General features: G+C 50.9%; 19 protein-coding genes. 6 read left to right on the top strand and 13 right to left on the bottom strand.

Going from position 1 to position 21233, the window contains the following annotated elements:
* Positions 1-152: 152 nt before the first annotated feature.
* Positions 153-524, bottom strand: coding sequence for a hypothetical protein (locus tag ACO0LC_RS06530; RefSeq protein ID WP_423001835.1), 372 nt, complete (start codon positions 522-524; stop codon positions 153-155).
* A gap of 582 nt (positions 525-1106) precedes the next feature.
* Here ACO0LC_RS06530 and ACO0LC_RS06525 point away from each other — a divergent pair.
* Positions 1107-1448 (top strand): four-helix bundle copper-binding protein, encoded by a 342-nt coding sequence (locus tag ACO0LC_RS06525; RefSeq protein ID WP_423001833.1) that lies wholly within the window; start codon positions 1107-1109, stop codon positions 1446-1448.
* Positions 1449-1648: 200 nt separating this feature from the next.
* Complete coding sequence (locus ACO0LC_RS06520) at positions 1649-3220, top strand: oleate hydratase (RefSeq protein WP_423001831.1); 1572 nt, start codon at positions 1649-1651, stop codon at positions 3218-3220.
* Positions 3221-3282: 62 nt separating this feature from the next.
* On the opposite strand, the gene ACO0LC_RS06515 is transcribed toward ACO0LC_RS06520, so the two are convergent.
* On the bottom strand, positions 3283-3636 hold the full coding sequence (locus tag ACO0LC_RS06515; protein WP_423001829.1) for a YkgJ family cysteine cluster protein: 354 nt from the start codon (positions 3634-3636) through the stop codon (positions 3283-3285).
* Positions 3637-3845: 209 nt separating this feature from the next.
* On the opposite strand from ACO0LC_RS06515, the gene ACO0LC_RS06510 reads away from it, so the two are divergent.
* Positions 3846-4634 (top strand): phosphate/phosphite/phosphonate ABC transporter substrate-binding protein, encoded by a 789-nt coding sequence (locus ACO0LC_RS06510; RefSeq protein WP_423001827.1) that lies wholly within the window; start codon positions 3846-3848, stop codon positions 4632-4634.
* A gap of 68 nt (positions 4635-4702) precedes the next feature.
* Here ACO0LC_RS06510 and ACO0LC_RS06505 read toward each other — a convergent pair whose 3' ends face one another.
* The 3 genes from ACO0LC_RS06505 to ACO0LC_RS06495 all read right to left on the bottom strand — a co-directional run bounded on the left by ACO0LC_RS06505 (position 4703) and on the right by ACO0LC_RS06495 (position 8087).
* Entirely contained in the window at positions 4703-6226 is a 1524-nt protein-coding gene (locus ACO0LC_RS06505) for an acyl--CoA ligase (protein ID WP_423001825.1), read from the bottom strand.
* Between the two features lie 65 nt (positions 6227-6291).
* Positions 6292-7293 (bottom strand): 2-dehydropantoate 2-reductase, encoded by a 1002-nt coding sequence (locus ACO0LC_RS06500; protein WP_423001823.1) that lies wholly within the window; start codon positions 7291-7293, stop codon positions 6292-6294.
* Positions 7290-8087: a fumarylacetoacetate hydrolase family protein gene (locus ACO0LC_RS06495; RefSeq protein WP_423001821.1), complete on the bottom strand. Its 798-nt coding sequence runs from the start codon at positions 8085-8087 to the stop codon at positions 7290-7292. The genes ACO0LC_RS06500 and ACO0LC_RS06495 overlap by 4 nt, the downstream gene beginning before the upstream one ends.
* 245 nt (positions 8088-8332) lie before the next feature.
* On the opposite strand from ACO0LC_RS06495, the gene oxlT reads away from it, so the two are divergent.
* Positions 8333-9607 (top strand): oxalate/formate MFS antiporter, encoded by a 1275-nt coding sequence (gene oxlT / locus ACO0LC_RS06490; RefSeq protein WP_423001819.1) that lies wholly within the window; start codon positions 8333-8335, stop codon positions 9605-9607.
* A gap of 249 nt (positions 9608-9856) precedes the next feature.
* Positions 9857-10114 (top strand): hypothetical protein, encoded by a 258-nt coding sequence (locus tag ACO0LC_RS06485; RefSeq protein ID WP_423001817.1) that lies wholly within the window; start codon positions 9857-9859, stop codon positions 10112-10114.
* Positions 10115-10395: 281 nt separating this feature from the next.
* On the opposite strand, the gene ACO0LC_RS06480 is transcribed toward ACO0LC_RS06485, so the two are convergent.
* From ACO0LC_RS06480 to ACO0LC_RS06445, 8 genes are all read right to left on the bottom strand, one after another.
* Positions 10396-10686 (bottom strand): antibiotic biosynthesis monooxygenase family protein, encoded by a 291-nt coding sequence (locus ACO0LC_RS06480; protein ID WP_423001815.1) that lies wholly within the window; start codon positions 10684-10686, stop codon positions 10396-10398.
* A gap of 177 nt (positions 10687-10863) precedes the next feature.
* Positions 10864-11847, bottom strand: a complete 984-nt coding sequence (locus tag ACO0LC_RS06475; RefSeq protein WP_423001813.1) for a PP2C family protein-serine/threonine phosphatase — start codon at positions 11845-11847, stop codon at positions 10864-10866.
* Between the two features lie 9 nt (positions 11848-11856).
* A complete protein-coding gene (locus ACO0LC_RS06470; protein ID WP_423001811.1) occupies positions 11857-14040 on the bottom strand; it encodes a tetratricopeptide repeat protein in 2184 nt (727 codons plus the stop codon).
* A gap of 23 nt (positions 14041-14063) precedes the next feature.
* Positions 14064-15263 carry a hypothetical protein gene (locus ACO0LC_RS06465; RefSeq protein WP_423001809.1) on the bottom strand — a complete coding sequence of 400 codons (1200 nt, stop codon included), beginning with the start codon at positions 15261-15263 and terminating at the stop codon, positions 14064-14066.
* A gap of 16 nt (positions 15264-15279) precedes the next feature.
* On the bottom strand, positions 15280-16671 hold the full coding sequence (locus ACO0LC_RS06460; protein WP_423001807.1) for a hypothetical protein: 1392 nt from the start codon (positions 16669-16671) through the stop codon (positions 15280-15282).
* Positions 16672-16699: 28 nt separating this feature from the next.
* Entirely contained in the window at positions 16700-17440 is a 741-nt protein-coding gene (locus ACO0LC_RS06455) for an FHA domain-containing protein (protein WP_423001805.1), read from the bottom strand.
* Between the two features lie 18 nt (positions 17441-17458).
* A complete protein-coding gene (locus tag ACO0LC_RS06450; RefSeq protein ID WP_423001803.1) occupies positions 17459-18730 on the bottom strand; it encodes a VWA domain-containing protein in 1272 nt (423 codons plus the stop codon).
* 55 nt (positions 18731-18785) lie between these two features.
* The gene (locus tag ACO0LC_RS06445) at positions 18786-19952 is read right to left on the bottom strand and encodes a toxic anion resistance protein (protein ID WP_423001801.1); all 1167 of its coding nucleotides are present in this window, start codon (positions 19950-19952) and stop codon (positions 18786-18788) included.
* Positions 19953-20201: 249 nt separating this feature from the next.
* Here ACO0LC_RS06445 and ACO0LC_RS06440 point away from each other — a divergent pair, with 249 nt between their 5' ends.
* The gene (locus ACO0LC_RS06440) at positions 20202-20768 is read left to right on the top strand and encodes a transposase (protein ID WP_423002132.1); all 567 of its coding nucleotides are present in this window, start codon (positions 20202-20204) and stop codon (positions 20766-20768) included.
* The last annotated feature ends 465 nt before the right edge of the window (positions 20769-21233 follow it).

The following is a 21233-nucleotide window of genomic DNA, read 5'->3' as shown; positions in this document are numbered from 1 at the left end:
GGGTGGGGTAAGGCGTGCACAGGCAAGCAAGTGCTTGCAAGGCCCATTGCAGAGGATATTCAGCAGAATTAAAAACTGTAAAAATTGCTTTAGAAGCGGAATAAATCCGCTCACAATCAATACAAATTCATCAGATAAAACCAAGCATGGATTTACGCCAGGATGTATTCGCCGCAAGGGGGGCGATATGGCGCATCGTAAGTGGAGAATGGCAGCAACTGTGCAGTAAAATGCCAGCTGCTATCAAGTGCAAGAGGAGCATGAAAAGTTAGCAATGCAGTGGTATCAGGGAATAATTGCAAGTGATCCACCGCATGCAACATCTGGTGTTCAATAGCGCTATGCCCATTATCCCTATCAGTATTCCTGGCATCATCCTGCGGAGCAGATGTGCTCACTTCAGGGCGGCCATCATGCTCAATCGCATGTGTAATCCGCGAAGAATTCAAATTCCATGCACCAAGGTTCGTCATGAAAATGACGAGCAACATAATTGCCAGGCGCTGGATAAAAGACTTACTCATGGGCGAGACTGTAGCATATTTGAGGCGCATGTGCAGCCTATGTGGATCCGTCGCCGCACTGCCAGCGTGAGCTTTTTTCAAGTTCAGTCAGAACCGCAGGAAAATACTTATCATGAAAATAAAAGAAACGGAATGCACTGGCAATCCGTTTTAAGTAGAGCATACGCAAAATTGGCCCCGCAAGACGTAGCGACGAAGACAGCATTGAGTACGGCCGGGAGTTACAGCGCAGTTGGGGCAGTTTTGCGTAAGCCCTATGAAGTAAGCTCTATTAAGTAAGCTCTATTAATAATGGCAGAGCTTCCTTAACTGCCATTTCTAAAAATAGACAGTAGCTGTCTGCTAAAACTTAAAAAGGCACACTGGCTTAAAAAAATGGTCACACACTTGCCAAGAGCCAAGTCGACAGCCGCTAGAAATTTTATTGAAAACACATTTCTCATGTGCGTCAGCGCACATTCCCTTGTCTGAAAACAACGTATATATAAGGACTCTTACTCATTCATTTTCAGCATGAGCTTATTTCATGCTCCAAAGTTCAAGCCAATACGATAGCCAACTCATCCCCCAAGGAGAACTGCAATGAAATTGAAACCTCTTAATGAGAGCATGGAGCAATGCCTTGCCAATTGCCTGGAATGCCATCGCATTTGTACCGCAACTGCTGCTCATGTCATGCATGGTGACAGCAATCACAGTGAAGTATTGCATCTCGTCAGCCTGCTTGACTGTGCCCAGATTTGCATGGTGCATGCAGACTTCATGAGCCGCCGTTCACCACACCATACTCACCTGGCCAGGGAATGTGCCGAAATCTGCGCGGCTTGCGCCACCCTCTGCGAAGCACACGCAGACCCGGACGGCATGATGGGTGCTTGCGCGCAAGCCTGCCGTAAGTGCGCTGACAGCTGTAGCGCCATGTAAGGAAATCACAGCCTGGCTGCATACAAGAACGATGGGGCTAGACTATTCCGACCAGATCTGTCCGCTTGCTTTTGCGCTTAATAACAGTGCATAAATCACCATTTCCTTGTCCTGGCTCAAAACACTGGCACTCGCTGTGTGCCAGGCTAGTGCCATAAGCCAGACCTGGCCCTACTATTGATCTCAATCTTAAGAAAAACATGACTAACACGACAAAAGCCTATTTGATAGGCGCTGGTATAGGCTCGCTGGCCGCAGCAGCTTTTATGATACGCGACGGAAAAATCAAGGGCGACAATATCTCCATACTTGAGGCTGGCTCACTGATAGGCGGTAGCCTGGATGGCGCAGGTAACCCTGAACAAGCTTATTCATTGCGCGGTGGCCGTATGCTGACCACGGACAATTATGAGTGCACCTGGGATTTATTCAAATCCATACCCTCATTGCATAATCCTGGCAGGTCAGTATTTGAAGAAACCGTGGAATTCAATGAACACCATCAATCCAATTCCAAGGCCAGGCTGGTAGACCAGCGCCGTGCCAAGGTGCCTGTATCATCCATGGGTTTTTCCATGCAGGATCGCATGGAATTACTGAAACTGAGCCAGGCCGATGAAGCAGAGATGGGTAATAGTAATATCTCTGAATGGCTGTCACCTTCTTTCTTTGAAACTGAATTCTGGTATATGTGGGCCACGACATTTGCCTTCCAGCCCTGGCATAGCGCCGTCGAGTTCAAGCGTTATCTGCATAGATTCATGATGGAGTTCTCGCGTATAGAAACCCTGGCTGGCGTCAAGCGCACTATCTACAATCAATATGACTCACTGGTCTTGCCTCTGCAAACCTGGCTGAAGCAGAATGGCGTGCGTTTCATCATAGATTGCCAGGTACAAAAAATCACACATACCCTGAGCAATGAGCAATTCATGGTCACTGGCCTGCATTGCCTGCGTAGCGGCGTGGAAGAAATCATTACTGTCGATGAAGGTGATCTGGTCTTCCTGCAAAACGGTTCGATGACCGATGCATCCAGCCTGGGTTCCATGAGCAGCGCGCCAGAAAAGCGCAGCAAACTTGATAGTGGTGGCTGGCAGTTATGGGAACAACTAGCGGCCGAACACCCAGGCATGGGCAATCCAGCGGCGTTTAATAGCTGCATCGCGCAGTCGTACTGGGCATCTTTCACAGTCACCTTGAAAGACCCGCGTTTCTTTAATCTGATGCAGCAATTCAGTGGCAATGAAGCTGGTACCGGCGGCCTGGTCACTTTTAAGGATTCCAACTGGCTGATGTCTATCGTGCTGGCGCATCAGCCACACTTTATCAATCAACCAGCAGATGTGCAGGTCTTCTGGGGTTATGCGCTCTTCCCCGACCGCATCGGCAATTATGTTGCCAAGCCCATGAGTGAATGCAACGGTGCCGAAATCTTGCAAGAGTTGCTGGGCCATTTGCGCTTTGATAGCGAAGTATTTGAAAATGCCAATTGCATACCTTGCAGGATGCCGTATATCACCAGCATGTTCATGCCACGCTCTATTGGTGACCGGCCTTTGCCCGTACCACCCGGCACGAAAAACTTTGCTTTCATTAGCCAGTTTGTCGAGGTCGCAGACGATGTGGTCTTTACTGTCGAATACTCCGTCCGCGCGGCACAAATGGCCGTCTATCAATTACTGTGCGTCAACAAACAAGTACCACCAGTCACTGCACATGACAAATTCCTGGGCACAAAAATGGAAGCATTGATCAAGGCATTCAAATAAAACTGTGCAATGCAGCCAGGTATTTAGCCTGGCTGCATCGCACTCACTATTTTTGAAAAAAATCAGAGCAGTACTTGGCGAGTGGACAAGAAAAATTCCTGGATTTCCATATCCAACTCAGCATCGATCATTTCTTCAGGGCGCTTGCCATGCGGGCATAAGAGTCTGGGCGTGGTGCCAAACAGACGGCAGATGATGGGTCTGTCATCATAGACTTCGCAACCTTTTTCAGCCAAATAGGGACAACTCAATTCTGCCAACGCTGCCTCATGCTGTGCTTCGGTCTTCACGGGCAATTCAGCAATCTCAAAAGACGAGGTCGTCACCGGGCCACAGCAATCATGGCAGCCTGGTATGCATTCAAATGAGGGAATGCGTCTCCTGAAAAATCTTATCTTTTGAGCGATGGCAGACATGGAGAAACAAGTTCCTACGATGCGGAGCAAGTAGTATATCAAGGATTGTGCCGCATCACAGTCGATATCCTGGGCAAATAAGATACTTACTAACTTCAAACACTTCAGATAGATTTGTGCAATCGCACAATTGCATTACAATGCTCGGGTTTCTTGCCTTTATCTATCACTTTTGGGTGTCATCCATGTTTCTCCTACGCGTTTTTATCTTGGTTTCCCTTACATTCCTGACACAGATAAGTAGTGCACAGGAGTGGATACTCGCGATCAATGAAGGCGTTACCTATCAAGACGGTAGCCCTGTGACTGAGCGTTACAAGCCTTTGGTGGATTTACTGGAAAAGGAACTCAAGCGTACAGTCAAGGTGCAAGCAGTGGATAGATATAACAATTTCGAAGCTGGCCTTGATGCCGAACGTTATGACCTGGTATTCATCCACCCTGCACACCTGGGCTTGCGTGCCGCCAAGAGTGGCAAGTATGTAGGATTGGCCAGTGCCAAGGACTATACTGATTACCGCGCTCGCATTTTCGTCAAAAAAGACTCTGCCATCAAAACCCTGGCTGATCTGCGCGACAAAAAAATAGGTGTACCGTCATTGGAGTCCATCACCACTGTCATGTTTACCGCCAACCTAAACGAACTGGGTTTTCGTGACCCGGCATCACGCTTTAGTGCTACCCGTTACCAGGATGCCGTGCCCTTCATGGTGGAAAATGGTTTCGTCGAAGCCGGTGTTACCGGCTCGGGTGCCATTGCCAAAGAATGGACTGCCAAAGGTGGACGTGTCATAGCAGAAACCAAGCCTGTCCCCATCAAGCAATTTTTGGCTTCCCGCAAATTGAGCCCTGAACAGCGTGACAAGGTGCAAAATCTCTTGCTCAAACTCAGCGAAAACGATGCAGGTAAAAATGCCCTGAAGGGCATCAATATGAAGGGCTTTGTCGCTTGGGACAATACTGTCATGACCGATGCAACCAAGCGCTTGGGTCTGTAGTCTGTAAGATTTACCAGATATAAAAAAGGGGAGCAGATGAATCTGCTCCCCTTTTGCATTTGGTTCTGCTACAAACCCAGCTTGGCGGCCAGGCCTATGCGTTGCAACTTACCTGTAGCACCCTTGGGTATTTCTTCCAGAAACAAGATCTTGCGCGGTATCTTGAAGTCAGCCAGACGGATTGCAGCAAATTCGCGTAATTCCTTTTCTGTTGCTGTCGCCCCTTCGCGCAATACCACGGCGGCACCGACCTCTTCACCCAGCTTTTCGTGAGGGATACCAAAGGTAACAACCTGTTGTACCGCAGGATGGTCCATCAAAATTTCATCCACTTCACGTGGGGAAATTTTCTCACCGCCGCGGCTGATGATTTCCTTCAGGCGACCAGTGATACTCAGGTAACCATCCGCATCCATGATGCCCTGGTCACCCGTGCGGAACCAGCCATTGGTGTAAGCCTCGGCATTGGCCTTGGGATTATTTTCATAGCCTGCCGTCACATTCGCGCCACGGATGACGATTTCACCAGTCTGGCCGCGCTCCAGCAAATTGCCTTCTGTATCCATGATTGCGACTTCAGGGCCGGCAGCAATACCGACCGAGCCTGGTATGCGTTTCGCAGGTGGCAGTGGGTTACTGGCCATCTGGTGCGCTGCCTCGGTCATGCCATAGGCTTCAATCAAAGGGGTCTGGAAAACGGCTTCAAGCTCACTGATGACTTGTGGCGGCATCGATGATGATGATGAACGTATGAAGCGCAATGGATTGGCTGCAATCACCTCATGATTTTGCGCTGCCCGTGCAACGATGGTCTGATGCATGGTTGGTACGGCGGTATACCAAGTTGGTCTCGCTTCTGTCATCCAGCTAAAAAATTTCAAGGCATTAAAGCCTGGCGTGCAAAAGATGCTGCTACCAGCAGACAAGGGGGCCAGCAAACCCGCAATCAGGCCGTGGATATGGAATAGCGGCATGATATTCAAACCACGGTCAGCCGCAGTCAGTTGCAGATTGTCGCGCACATTACAACCTGAGGCGCAAATATTGATGTTTGACAATGGCACGATCTTGGGACGCGAAGTCGTGCCCGAGGTATGCAGTATCAAACCTATGTCTTCAGGCGCTGCCGGGCCGGGTATAAACGATGCACTGGCTGCTTGTGGATTAACTTGCGTCAGTGTGAATGCTCCTGTTCCTTCTTCACTGGGCGTGAGTTCCAATACCTGTATCTTGAGCTTATCGGCGATGGCCAGCGCAGGCGACGTGCTGCCCTTCTCTACCACCAGTGCTTTGGCATGCAGGTCAGACAGATAGAACTCAAATTCATCAGCACGGTAGACAGGGTTCAAAGGAGCAGCAGTGGCAGCCGCCGCAATGCAGACAAAGGCGCTGGCCATTTCTGGCCCGTTGGGCAAGACGATAGCAACCCTGTCCTGGCGGCCTATGCCAAAGCTGTTCAGGGCAGCCAGGGTCTTTTGCTGATTTGCGCGCAGGTCACGGTAAGTCAGCGGCTTGGCTCCTGGCGCTTGCAGTGCAATGGCATCATCAGCGCCTACGGCAAGTAGTTCGACGAGTGTGGAAAATCTTTGCATGATTACTTTCTATGATAAAAATAAAGCACGAAACTTGGCAGCTGTTTTCAGGCAATGACGTTCATTTATTGCTGTATGCGCAGTTTGCCATTTTGCTCTTGCACCGTGCGCGTCAGCAGCGCCGTCAGTGCATACACCGCTTCTATATTCGGGGTAGGCGTATCAGTGATCCTGCCCATTTCTATGACTGTACCTACCAGTGCCTCCAACTCTATGGGACGACCAGCTTCAATATCCTGCAGCATGGATGTCTTGTGTTTGCCAACGGCAGCGGCACCAGCAATGCGCTTGTCGATGGACACCTTGAAATTAACACCGAGCTTTTCACCTATCACCTGTCCTTCGCGCATCATGCGTGCCACCAGCTCGCGCACGGGTGCAAATTCGCAGATATCCACCAGTGTTGCATGCGTCAGCGCACTGATAGGATTGAAACTCAGGTTACCCCACAGCTTGAGCCAGATTTCTGAACGGATGTCAGACGAGATGGGTGCCTTGAAACCAGCCTGGCGCAAGGCATCCGCCAGCTCACGTATGCGCGGGGTCTCGCTGCCATCAATCTCGCCCAGGGAGAAGCGATTGCCTTCTATATGCTTGATGACGCCAGGCGCAATGATCTCGCAGGCCGGGTAAATAATGCAGCCTATGACTTTGTCCACGTCTATGTGTGCCGACACCGCGCCGCCCGGGTCTACGGCTTCCACGCGCCGTCCTTCATAGTCGCCGCCATGCTTGTGAAAATACCACCATGGCACGCCATTTTGCGCCGTTACCACCACTGATTCCGGCCCCAGCAATGCAGGTATATCAGCAGCCACTGCCGCAACCTGATGGGCTTTCATGCCAAGGATGACGACATCCTGCACCGGCAAATCAGCGATGCGGTCGGTGGCAAAGATGTTTACCACATGCTCGCTGCCATCATCCATGATCAGTTTCAAGCCATTCTCACGCACGGCCTGCAAGTTGGCACCGCGTATCACGACGCTGACTTCATGCCCGGTCTGGGCAAGTTTTACTGCCAGGTATCCACCGATTGCACCTGCACCTATGACTGCTATCTTCATTTAGTATTTTCCTCAGGACTTTCAACACTCTCAAAATAGTTACGCAGACTGCCTATGCCGTCTATGACAATTTCTACCACCTGGCCGCTACGCATGGGGCCTGCGCCAATTGACGTGCCGCAAGCGATGACGTCACCCGGAAACAAAGTCATCTCGCGTGAAATCATGCTGACTATCTGCGCTGGCGCAAAGATCATATCGCGACAGGCATAATTTTGTCGTTCCTTGCCATTTAAAAATGTTTTCACTGTCAAGGCTAGCCCGTCCAGGCCAGTGGCAATCACTGGGCCGAATACCCCAAAGCTGTCGCAACTCTTGGCTCTGCTCCATTGCGCAAACGTAGCATCCCGCTGCAATAATTCCAATGCTGTCACATCGTTGACACAGGTATAACCGAAAATACTGTCCGCAGCGATGTCCACACCGACATTGCTGCAAGTTTTGCCTATCACGATGCCGAGCTCACCTTCGTACAGAATTTTTCCATCATAAGCAGGTGGGCGCTTGATGATGCCTGCATGTGGCAAATAGGAATTCGAAGTCTTGATGAAGTACAGAGGTTCGGCTGGAATTGCCTGCCCCAGCTTGCTGGCAAGCTCATGATAATTGTTCCACAAGCCCAGCATTTTTGAAGGTAAACAAGGAGTCAGCAAACGCACTTCAGCAAGGGCCCGTGTTTTTCCTGTGGGTGTGGGATTGTTAAATAGATCACCTTCAAAGACCGTGATGGTGTCGGATTCAAGACAACCAAAACCCGTCAGATGTTGATGTTCAAAGCGCAGCCAATTTGTCATATATGCAAGCATTCACGCGGGTTTACACAAAAAATCTTCTGATTTTTTCTGGTGTGAGGTCTCAGCGAATAAACATATGCTTAAGCTGAAATTGTTAAATCACATTAAATGAATTATTATAGTCTAGTCATTTCGGCTAGCAAATTTGACCAAAAAAAATCAAGCCACATGATCGCATACCTTCAGCGATTATCAGCAAGTATTGTTTCCAATTAACCTTAAGATTTTAAAAAAAGGACAGGCGCATGACTACGGAAATATCCCTCGAACATAAACTCCCCATTGCAGAAACTGCTACACAGTATCGCTGGCTGCAATTATTGCTAGGCGTCGTTTGTATGGCGATGATCGCCAATCTTCAATATGGCTGGACCCTGTTTGTTGACCCCCTGGATCAAAAATACCATTGGGGCCGCAAAGCCATACAAGTTGCGTTTTTCATCTTCGTGTTTACCGAAACCTGGCTGGTGCCAGTCGAAGGTTATCTGGTGGATCGGTTCGGCCCCAGGCCTGTGGTCCTTGTGGGCGGCTTGTTGATAGGTCTGGCCTGGTTCATGAATGCAAATGCAGATTCATTAACCATGCTGTACATCGCTGCAGCAATAGGTGGCATAGGCGCGGGTGCGGTGTATGGCACTTGCGTAGGCAATGCACTCAAATGGTTCCCTGACAGGCGTGGACTGGCCGCAGGCCTGACAGCTGCCGGTTTTGGCATGGGCTCGGCACTGACCATTATCCCTATCTCTGCCATGATCAAGAACAGTGGTTACGAGGCAGCTTTCCTGTATTTTGGCCTGGGCCAGGGTCTGGTAGTATTTTTACTGTCCTTCTTGCTGAGTTCCCCAAAAGACAGCAGGGCAGCACCGCCAGCGCTGGTTCGCCAGACCAAGGTTGACTTTACCTGGCAGCAAATGATCAAGACACCCGTCTTCTGGGTCATGTATCTGATGTTCGTCATGATGGCAGCTGGCGGCCTGGTCGCCACAGCGCAACTCGCACCTATCGCCAAGGATTTTAAAATTGCTGAAATTCCAGTATCACTGATAGGTTTCACCCTGCCAGCCCTGACCTTCGCATTGTCACTGGACCGCATTTTCAATGGCATTACCCGCCCCTTCTTTGGTTGGGTTTCCGATAATATAGGCCGTGAAAATACCATGTTCATCGCTTTCAGCCTGGAAGCTGTGGGTATATTGGCACTGAGTGTCTTTGGCAAAGAACCCATCTATTTTGTCTTGCTGACTGGTCTGGTGTTTTTTGGCTGGGGTGAAATCTATAGCCTCTTCCCCTGCACATGCGGCGATACTTTCGGCAGCAAATTTGCCGCCACCAATGCTGGTTTGCTCTACACAGCCAAGGGCACGGCTTCCTTGCTGGTGCCATTGTCAGTGTATGTAGTCGAAGCCTTTAAAGGCTGGCATGAAGTTTTCTACATCGCAGCAGGCATGAATGCCCTGGCCGCCATCATGGCATTGGCCGTACTCAAACCCATGCGTGCCCGCATGCGCAATTTGCAGTGAGGGTTGACTGATTTCGCCAACCCAGGAATGAAAGCGAATTAAGCAAAACAAGAAAACCGCGCAGTTTGCGCGGTTTTTTTTCTTTGTTAAACAGCGGTAAAATTTTTATATTTCGCATACAGCCAGCACTACAGTTTTTACGAATTTTTTAGGCTCGCCTTGATAAGCTTGCTCTCTGAAAAAATAAGCGCCTGATTCAAGGGATTGATCTTGAACCTGCCAGGCGCAATCTTGAATGAGTAAGCAATCATGAAACTCCTGCACATCATTTACCATTTGGCTGCCATGGTGATCGCTTATGGCATCGTACTCGTATTGCCCATGCTATTCGACTATGCTTTTGATACTTGCACAGAACTCGCCGTCATAGTCTGGCTCAATATAGGCTTGCTGGTCATGCGCATCAGAAAGATTCCCTTTCCTTCCCCCGACATGCGCCAGGTCGACATTAAGGGCGGCTTGAAGGTACTCTGGTGGGCGGTCTTCTGGCCCAATTATTTGCGCTGACCATGAAATGCGGCGCGATCTGAGTCTGCACTGAGACTGCACTGACACTACTATGCACGACAGGCAATCACAGGGCTGTTTTTAAGCAGGGTTAACTTGCGCATGGCCACAATCAATACAGCCGCTTCAAGCAAAACTCCTGTTCATCCTGCTCATTCTGTTGAACTGAGCCTATGCTAACGGTGAAAGTGAGGGATGCATAGATCGTCCTAGCCAGTGATGGCATTGTGGGCGCAAGAAAGCCGGGGTTAAAGGGCAACCCCGGTCGTCACATGACTTTGTTACCCTGGTTCGACAATATAACTTTCTGGTATTGGTTGCGCCGTCAGGAACGGCATCACTTTCATAATTTGTTCCAGCAAAAAGCCATTGCTGTCAGCCGCTTGTCGATCGGCTTCCGTCTCCCAGACAGTCATTGAGATTCCCTTGTTTGTGAGTGGATCGGTCAGCAATTGTGTGCTGTTAAACCCTTGCTGCTGCTTCAAGAGTGGCAGCACCGCGCTCTGATAAAGAGCGACAACATCCCCCATTTGCCCGGGTTTGGATTGCACATGCGTCAAACGTACAAACATCATCTTCCTCCTCAATAAATCAATAAAAGTATCCTTCCATAGTCGAAATCAATCTGAACCAAAGAGCAGAAGATACGACCTGGCTCAAAGTATAAACGATATCAACTATCATTTAAATATTAATTTAAATAAATTAATAGATACTTATTACTCATTAAGAATGATGCTGCACGCATGTTATCCACCGCCCAGCAATACAGCGACGGTAATGTTATCGTGCCCACCAGCGGCATTGGCATCGCTCACCAGTGCCTCGCATATCGCGCTGGCAGATTGTGGCTCGCGGGCAGAATGCTTTAACTGATGTATCCAGGTGGCCAGGCTGCCGTTTTGCTGGAAGTAATTCCACAAACCGTCAGAACATAGCAACAGCATCTCATCTGCAGCCATGCGGGTTGTCATGGTATGGGGCGTAATGACATCATCGCGCATGCCCAGCACCTGGGTTATGCAGTGCGCGAACTTGTGTACACTGGCCGCTTCGCGTGTATAGCTGCCATTGGCAACCACTTCTTCCACCCATGAATCATCGACTGTCAGGCAACGTTCAGATTTGTCGCCAATCAGGTAAGCGCGGGAATCACCTACCCATCCTATAGTCACGACATCGCCCGTCACCAGTGCGGCAACCACGGTGGATTCAGGCTCATCAAGTTTTGGATTATCCCCGGCAGGCAGGCTGATGATGGCCCGATGCGCATCCATGATGGCGTTACGCATGGCAAGTTCCGGGTTATTGAGACTAGTGCCACCCGTCAGACTGGCCTTGAGCTGCTCTATGGCCAGGGCAGAAGCACCGCTGGCATTGTATGATGTGGAAACTCCGTCAGCAACAACCAGCAGTGCAGAAGCCGGACTGCTCAAACCGGCGTAACCGCAATCTTCATTGCAAGTATGACGTCTCCCTACGTCACTGCTCATGGCAAGACGGGCATTGACTTCCAGTAGACTATGATGCGCATTGGCAGTACTTGGCAGAGCACAGCGTACACCGCAATTGTCGCAAAAACCTTCGGCGTCAGGTGCTGAAGTGGCAGGGTCACAAGTGCATGCCATGCCTGCCACCACTGGCGCTGGCAAGACTATAAAGGGGTGGCCACAGCCTTCGCAAAATTTAGCGCTGGCGGAAGAATTGTCGTCACCACATTTGGTACAAGTCATTTCTCATCCTTACATAAAGCTTGGCGGACGCACGGCATTAGCCATGTCTATCCACATGATTTTTTCTGTTGCGTTCGCAGAAAAACGTGCCGCCTTCCTGAATTCTTCTTCAGCACCGGCACGCAGGGCATGGCTATGCAATGGACGGCCAAGCAACATCGTATTACTGTCTTCCCTGATCTTGCCTGCTGCTATCATTGAACTCCCCTTTTCCAGCAGTGTGGCCGTCAGTTGGTGAATGATGCCGCCATCGACAGAGATGGACTCTATCGTCTGGGCGACTTGTTCCAGTTTGGACACATCCAGCACTGGCGCACTATTGAGTAATGTTTTGGCCAGCGCGATACGCGCCAGATTGAACAGGCTATGTTGCGTCGGTACGGCAGCCAGGGCATGGCCAGCACCAGCGGTATCTTTGCCATGGGCCAGGCAGCGCGCCAGGCCAAAGCAGCCAGCCGTCTGGCTGGGGTCTACCTTGATGACGCGGTGATAGTAGGAAGCAGCCTCCTTGTAGTCTTGCTTGGTTTCAGCGGCGAATGCAATCGCCAACTTGGGTGCGATCTCACCCGGCATTTCGAAATAGACTTTACCAAACTCTATGCGCGCTTTTTGCGCATCCCCTTGTGCCAGGAAGGATTTGCCCCGATACCAGGATATCCGCCAGTCATAGGGGTCTTCAGCAAACAACTGGTCTAGCAGACTGCTGGCGTCCTGATAACGTTCAATGGCGAGGTAGGCATTGGCAAGACGCAGGCGTGCCTCTACCGATTTTTTTCCGAATTTCTTAGCTACTTGTTCCAGCGCCGCCACTTGTTTCCTGGGATCAGTGACAGAAGAAAGTCTGAGCAATTCATTAGCGGCAGGGTCGTTGACCATCATCTTCAGTGTAGGTAACAGACGCACCTCAGGTTTTTCTGTGCCATCGACGTCATCTGCATCGAACAGGTTGTCGGATGTAAACGCCTTGCTTTCTGATGGCCTGGGTTCGGTCTTGATGGCGACAATTTCGCGCAAGACACCATGCAGTTGATCGGCCATTTCATCTGCCGACTGGAAACGCTGGTCCGGGTCCAGATGGGTGGCACGCAGCAGGAAACGGTAGAGTGACTCATGCTGGGCCAGCACAGGCTGCTGGTCGGGGCCAGGTAAGGATGTCTCGAACTCCTTGCCGTATTTAAAATCCATGACCATAGTCGCCAGCGAGCGGCCTATGGTGTACAAGTCTGACACCTCGACCGGATCATCATTGGCTTCTGGCGCCATGTAGCCACGGGTGCCGTAGATGTCGCCATTCGGGTCCCCTATCTTGCGCATGCCGCCGACGTCGATCAGTTTGACATCATCCCCCTCCAGCATGAAGTTGTCAGGCTTGAAGTCGCAATAGACAAAGCCGTTTGCATGCAGGTAAGAGAAGGCTGGCAAGATACCCAGGATGTAGGCAATCGCTTCTTCAACCGTGAAGACGCCTTTTTGCTTCATCATGCCGCCGATGGCAACGCCGCCGACGTATTCCATGACGATGTACCCTTCGTTACCATGGTTGACGAAATCATAGATGCCAACGATCTTGGGGTGTTTGAGCGCAGCCAGAAATTGACGCTCCGTCACGGCATTGGCGGCGGCGGCCTCATCCCTGGCATTGAGCAAACCCTTCATGACGACCCAGCGCTGCAATACCATATCCCAGCCCAGGTAAATCCATCCCATGCCGCCAAAGGCAATGGCACCCTTGATTTCGAATTTACCGTTGACGACGTCACCAGTTTTCAAGGCTGGAACGAAGTTGTATTCAGATCCACATTCGCCGCAGAAACCCTTGACACGCGATACCTTGACGTCACATTTCGGGCAGCGGCGGCGGCGCTCAGGCACCTCGGGATTGGCCATGATGAGACTCAAGGGGTCCTGGCTGGGCATGGGCGGCAACGACACCAGCCCACCACCCAAGGCCTGGCGACGGGTCGAACTGCCTTTGGTGGAGCGGCTGGTATGACGCCGCGTGCCAGAGCGGCCAGTTCCTGCTGTCGCCGTGCCGGTAGCAAAAGTATCGTTGTTGCCAGATCGCTGTGTGGCAGTTGTCTGGCTCGGCAGCACTTGTGCAAGCAGCCGGGCACCCACTGGCGGCATGCCGCATTCATCACAAAAGCCATCTTGCACTTTGCCAGTACAGGCATTTCTTTGACAATTGTCCACTGTTCTTCCTTTTTATGTGCCACTCAGGGCATTGTTGTAGCCTTGATTTTGTACCAGGCCACTTCATAGCTTGCGACTGCCTTTTGTAAGGCATCCAGGTCCACAGGCTGCTGCGCGATGATTTGCTTGACTGTCTGTGCCATCGCTGCCAGTTCTTCATCCAGCACAACACCTCTCGCAGCGTAAGACTTTGCCATTGCCCGCAAAGCCTTGAAGCGCCCTGTTATCTCTTCGTATTCATTGAGTTCAAGTCGATTCCTCGTGCAAGCCTGACGGGCAGCAGCCATCTGTGCCATGCAGGCACCGTGCCAGCGCAGCAAGCCCACTTTGACAGCATCATGCCTGCCTTCATTTGCTGACTGGGCGATGGCGGCCAACCAGGTATGCAGCATCGTCAACTCTTGTTCAGTTACCGGCACGACCAAGCTTTCAGGTGCAAGTATCCGCAGACGTGCTTCTTCGATTGCTGCTACCGCCTCTTGCACACAGTCCTGTAGTTGCGTCAGCCTGCATCTGGCTTCATCAAGCCCGGCGCGGTTTTGCGTCTGTTGCTGTTCAAGATTTTTCAGGAGCAGCCTCTGCTCGTCCATGATGTGTTCAGCCGCATCCATATCGCCGGTACAGGACAATGGATCGCAGTCGATATTTTGCAGCATCGCCTCCAGATTCGATGGCAGGCGACAAGCTGCACCCAGTTGGCCAGACCAACTCTGCAAATCTGCCGCTTGCTGGCGCAGAGTATCGAGGCGCGATCCGCTTTGGCTGATGCTCTGCGATAAAGCAGTAAATACATCGCGGGCATCGAGAAACTGCTGCTCCATCGCCGTCAGCAACTCTTGCGGTGTGGTTTGCGTGAGTTTATTGGCCGTTGATAACAGGCCGCGACTGGTGACGGGAATATGCTCGGCACGCAATTCCAGCGAACGGCCATATAGCAGCTTGCGGATATCTTCTTCGTTGTCGTGAAAAACATTGCTGCGCCTGTTGAGGTCACTGACCTCTTCCAGCAACCGGGCAAGTAAAAGATAACTATTCCACAGCGCATCCAGTGATTTGATCGCCTTGCCCAATCTGTCATGGCTGACGCCTTGATAGCCATTGTGCGGATCTTTGATGCGTATGCGAGCAATCTTGACAACCTCGATTTCAGCCAAATCCAGCAGGTTACGGCTGATCGTGGTGACATTCGTGCGCAAGGCTTCAATTTCTTCTTTGATTGACACAGTCTCGCCTATTGCTTCAGAAACGGTATTCATCCAGGCGCGGCTTCATGCCAGCGACAACTGCGATGATGCTGGCCAGGACTGCGATCAATAAGATGTAAGGGAACCAGTTGAGTTCAGAAAATGCCATCTCTATGCGCCTGTCGAAAGCCTGCTGGTTGATCTCTATGGTTTTGCCCAGCGCTTTGTCAAACTCGCTAAATGCCCAGTTTGATTGCCCATTCTGTTCACCCAGTGTGAGTGTCAACGCTTCGTCATGCTGCCCCGACTCTTCGAGCTGGCGGATTTTCTGGTCAATTTCCATGTAGCGCGCCCAGGTTTTCAAGGTATTCACAGCAGCCGCTTCTTCACCTGGAAAAGTGATATTGGTCAGTTCGACCCCAAGTTGGCCGCCGAACTTAATCTTGCTCGCAAGCGCATTGGCCAGCTCGCCTGGCTTGATCGCCATGATTTGCGCAGTCCTGTTGTTAAAGGAGTTTGTCGCCTGGGTCTGCGCTGCAGGATGGCCACGCTGTATCAATAACAGGCTTTCATCGGCATTGGCTTCATAGGCCAGTGCACGCGTCTTGCTCAGGGCGTGGATGGAATCAAAAGCATCACGCTTGGCTGATGTCAGGTTTTTTTCCAGGCCATTGAGCGTGAGGACAGCATAGGCCAGTGTGACACCAATGATGACGGTACCAGCAAACAAACCCGTATTGAGACTACGTCGGGTTTTTTGTTTCAAATACCATTGGGCTCCTATCATTGCGGCCAGCGTCAAAAGTGCGAAGAGAATGAAGGGCAATAGTGCCAGTACATACGAGTCCATATGCCGCTCAAAGCTGGCTGTCAGATGGTCAAAATTTGCCTGGTCCAGCGCCAGGGTTGCGGGCAGAATGGTGGACTGCATCAGGGCATTGGCACTGTCCAGATCGGCCAATGCCGCGTCACCGCTCCTGGCCTGCATCCTGCCTAACAGATGTTCATACCTTGCAAGTGCTGTCATGATGGTGGTGATCGGCACCTGCTCTTCATTGCCATAGGTGATATTTTTTGCCGCGGTCAGCAGTTCGCGCTGCGCCTGCTCCATGTCGGAGCGAAACGCCGTACTGGCTTTGCCGGTTTCCCCTTCCTTGAGCAGCAAAGTATTCATGGTGTTGGCATGAGCACTGGCCAGCACAAAGCGAATTCTTTCTGCCGCCACGATGGATGGCACAGTATCCTTGCCCACGGTTTGTACAGCTTCACGCACGCCGCGGTAGACGTTGAAACCGCTCAAGGCAACCAGCAAGACACCAGCAATGCTAAGCCCCAATGCCAAGGACATACGGCCTGGTGTCGTACGCAGATAAGACTGCCATCTTTGCAGAGGGGTATTCTGGGCTTGCTGATTCAACGCTGGCACTGGCATGTTTGCGGATGGCATATGATTCTCTGTTTTCAAATGTGACTGTTTATTTGATGGCAAGGCGCAATTTTGTCCAGCTACCGACGACGATTTCATCACCTGCTTTAAGCATCGTGAGCACACCGGGAACCAGGATGGTACCGTTCATGATGGAGCCATTGGTGGACCCAAGATCAAGCGCGGCATAACAGCCATCTGCCTGTCGCATCAGTTTCAAATGTCGGCGCGACACACCAGGGTCATCGACCTGTATTTCTGGATAAACACCCTTGACGTCTGAACGACGGCCTACCAGGTTTTCTGCCAGGTCCAGTGGGAAAAAGCGGGCTGCTGTGTTTTTTGGACACTGCGCCGCTGTCTCTGCGTCAGCAGCCAGTGAGGGGTCAACGATAATCTCGATATTGAACAGTTGTGGTGGCGAGAATACAGGTGTTGTAGTAGTGGGTACTGTGGTTACGGTATGTCCCGTCGGCACAGCGCTAGCAGGCGCTGGCAACTGTGGCAGACTGACATCGCACCCCGACGTTGCAACCGGGACAGCAACTGCTGCGACTGGCACCATGACCGGTGTGCAAGCTGCATAGGAAACCTTGCTCTGAAAATCATAGCGACACACTTCGCAGTAACGGCTACCACCATTCCTCGGTGTTCCGCAATCAGAACAAATATCGCTGGAGCCAGCGGCAGCAGAAGTAGTTGCCACCAGCGATACAGCACCTATACGCATACCGCATTCCGAGCAATAGTCGGTATCGGTGGATTGGTGACCTTGAGTACAGATAGGCATGATTTCCCTTTTTCAAATTCAAACGGATGCAGGGCGACGACGCACAGTGCGGGTGCCCCCCATATCAAGTTCCATATCGTCACCCTTGCTGGCACCAGCACGCAAACGTACCGTGCCTTCTTGCGCATCAATCACATCCACCACTTTTTTCAAGCGCTGGGTCACTTCATCATTGCCGGTTTCAATGGCGATCTTGGCAGCTTTTCCCAAGAGCACAGTGGCCTGGTCGATATCACCACGCGATTTTGCCGCCAGCCCTTCCTGGATGGAATGCGCCAATTCTTCCTGCCCGGTATAGTGGGCAACCTGAGCGTTAATGCGGGTCGTCAGGGCGTCGTCTGCAGACCAGGTGGCGACGATGCGCTGACCATCGATACCGACTTCAGTCCCGTCTTGCAGGTACACGACTTTGGGGCGACACACCATCATTTCTTCACCTTCAGCCTGGGTCACCAGTTCGAAACCAAAATGATAATCACGATTTTCTTCACCCCATGAACCCAACGGTACTTCTATGGTTTTTTCGTCGATGCGGGTGCACAAGTTTCCCAGGTCGGCAATCTCGGGGGACATTTGCTTCATGGTGACAATTTGTACTGTACGTGGCACCCACAAACGCAATTTGACACCACTGACACCTTTCGACATACCTTGCGCCAGTGCGTCCCTGAACTTGGCCTGTAGTGCTTCCGGGTCAGGCACGGCATCGGCTCTTCCCAGCAAGCGGCCGGCAATGGTACGCAGGTCGCGTGGGTCCCAGTCCGTCCCTACACCCCAGCAACTGGCCTGCAGCTTCTTATCGCAAAATGCTATGGCAGCATTGAGTGCCTTGACATCGCCCTTGTCATTTTCGCCGTCAGTCACGAAATAGACTTGCACGATGTCTGCTTCAACTGATTCGGCCTGCCTTGCCGCTGCCATCAGTGCCTTGGACATGACAGTACCGCCACCTGCCTTCAACGCCTGCACGCTGCGGTGCGCCGCCGCCTTGGCGACATCAGTGGCCCGCGTTGCCGGAACCACGACTTGCTCCTGGCTATGAAAGGCAATCACTGAAAACCAGGTGTTTTCATCAAGGCAATCAATGCCAACACGCACGGCATGCTTCATTTGTTGCAGCTTTTCGCCATCCATGGAACCGGATACATCACCAACAAAAATGGCCAGCAAGCGCCCTTGGTTTTGCATGGGTGCGCCATCGTTGCTGGCACTGACAGTGATGACGGCATCAAGGCGCGTGGCGCCGACAGCCAGGTGGGCGTTAAAAAACGACTCAGCAGTAAATTTCATGGGAGTATTCAGTAAAGTTGACGCTGCAAACAATTAAGCCGGAAAATAAGCAGGGCTAGATGGCTCTTTGCGCCAGGTCGTTGGTGTTGGCGCGCAAGCCCTCAAGGAGCTTGACCTTGATGTCGCCCAACTGGGTTTCTGCAGCTTTGCGTTTCTGGCGGTTTTCTTCGTCCAGACGAATGCCAAGTGCGATTGTTTCCAGTATTTTGTCGGCAGTCTGCGATAGCAAGGCCACATCTTCAGCACCGCTACCCTGGCTTTGTTTGGCCTGAGTATAGGCTTGCTGTAGCAGGTCGCCGCCTATGCTGCCCACCTGTCTGGTGATTTCACGACGTGCTTCTGTACCAGCAGAAGCATCTATGATCTGTTTTAATGAAGCCACTCGCAGGATAGCGCTTTTCAGACGTGGCAGGTCAAACAGAATGGTGTCCATGATATTGCGCTCTTCTATACGCGCCGCCTCCTGAGTCAGGCGTATCTGCGGTACTGATAACAGGGCATCGGTGTAACCAATATGCATGCGCAACAGGCGGGCTTCGAAGGCATTGATCTGTTCGACCTCATCACGCAATCTCATGATGGCGACCTGGTCATTGCTCATCCTGGCGTCGGCTTGCTTGTCCGCAAAACGGGCCTTGGCGCGCATCAGTACGGACTGACCTGCCGCCAGGTAAAGTTCAAGCTGCCGGATGTTGTCTATGGTGCGCTCAACCAGTTGATCGAGCTTGCCATTGGTAGCGGCCAACTTGCCTCGCTCACGTTGCGCCCGGTCTTCTATCTCTTTGAGATATTTGATAATCTCGGCATGATTCAATTGAAAATAGCGTAATGCTGACGCATATTTACCTATCAGTGGCAGTTTGCCCAGGGAATTGGCAACCCAGTCACCACCCTCGACTTCGGCTTTCATCTCAGCCAGCTTTATGGTCTTGATCTGACGCGCCAGTTCCAGTGTAATGGCACCAGCTTCCCCCACGTCGACGGTGCGGATACCGACTAAAAGCTCGTCGAGAAACTGGTTCATGCGGATCTGCTGCTCAGTGCCAAAACTGGTCACGGCGGCACTATCGAGTTCACCGGTGGCGGCAACGATTTGTGCAACTCTCTGACGTTGTCCTTCGCTGAAGGCGGCGATATTGATTTTTTGCTGATCGGTGAAAACATTGCTCAACTGAGGCAGCATGCTGATTTGCTGGTCGACTACTACGGAACGTTCGTCCATGTCTTTAACAATCCTGAATGTGATGCATCAGCCATATCGGTGATGCAGATCGTATTATTACCAAAAACGTGTAAAAATTTTGTAAAAATTTCGTTGTACTTGAAGTCATGTCTGTTTTGCAAAAAAATCAAACCAGAGCACAATTGAATTGTGGCCCACACGAGCAGTGAAATCTACGGTATTCGAGATCGGTTTCTACCGTTCAGGCTATCCACTGCCATGTCTTTTTTGCGGCAGGAATTTTTCTGACTGTATTTCAATCCCGCGAATTTACGCTGGTGTCTGGATGGGACTGGTAAAGTGGATGCGGATGGGATACATCATTTTATTCTTGGTATCGTGGATCATGGCACCAGGATGAATTTGCTGTTGCAGCGTTTGGAGTTGGCAACATCGGCGGTGATACTTGGACACATAATACAGACGATCAATTTATTTGGCAAACCGAGAATTATCCGCACTGACAATGCCTCCGTGTTTCGCAGTAAAAAATTCCGGCGGGCTTTGGAGGAATTAGGAATACGTCAGGAATTCAGTGAACCGGGCAAGCCTTGGCAAAACGGCAGGATTGAGCGTTTCTTTTTAACGTTGAAAGAGAAATTGAATCTGACGACACCTATCAATGGTTTGATGCTGGATGTCATGCTCAGGGATTTTACAAGCTGGTATAACCTGATCAGGCCGCATCAGCATTTACATGGATACACACCTGCCGAAGTATGGAGCGGTATTAATCCATATAGCACGCCACCTAAATCTGTACACAAGTTTGAAGCTTGGGATGGTTTATTGCAGGGATATTATTTACGGCGTTAGTCAAGCCTCGCTGGACCAAAATGTGTATTTTAAGAAGACAATTTAGCTGTTCAGGATAAAGCTCGTCTTGAAAAAATAATTTGTTCAAATTTTAATCAGGTGAACAAATTTAATTGTTCACACTGATTAAAAAATAGTCAGTTTCACATTCAGCTGAAACAAAACCTCCGTCGATTTTTACAAAATTTGCAGATCTGACGAAGTGATTTGGTTTAACTGAACGCTGAACAGGGCAGCACCAAAACCGTCGCCAGATTTTGCAAAATTTGCAGGTTTGGCGAAGTGAGTTAGTTTAACTGAACGCTGAACATGACAACAGGGCACACCCCCTTACTTTAGAGGGTGTAATTAATTTTGTGTAAACGGTCATTTAGCAGGACACTGCTACCTTCAAGGAGAAATGATGACCGTTGCAAAGCGTAACAAGCGGGCCAAGCCTGACCCGGAATTGCTCAAACTGGCCGA

Source organism: Undibacterium sp. JH2W (assembly GCF_049340425.1).
Taxonomy (GTDB): Bacteria; Pseudomonadota; Gammaproteobacteria; order Burkholderiales; family Burkholderiaceae_D; genus Undibacterium.
This window is presented reverse-complemented; position numbering and strand designations above follow the sequence as displayed.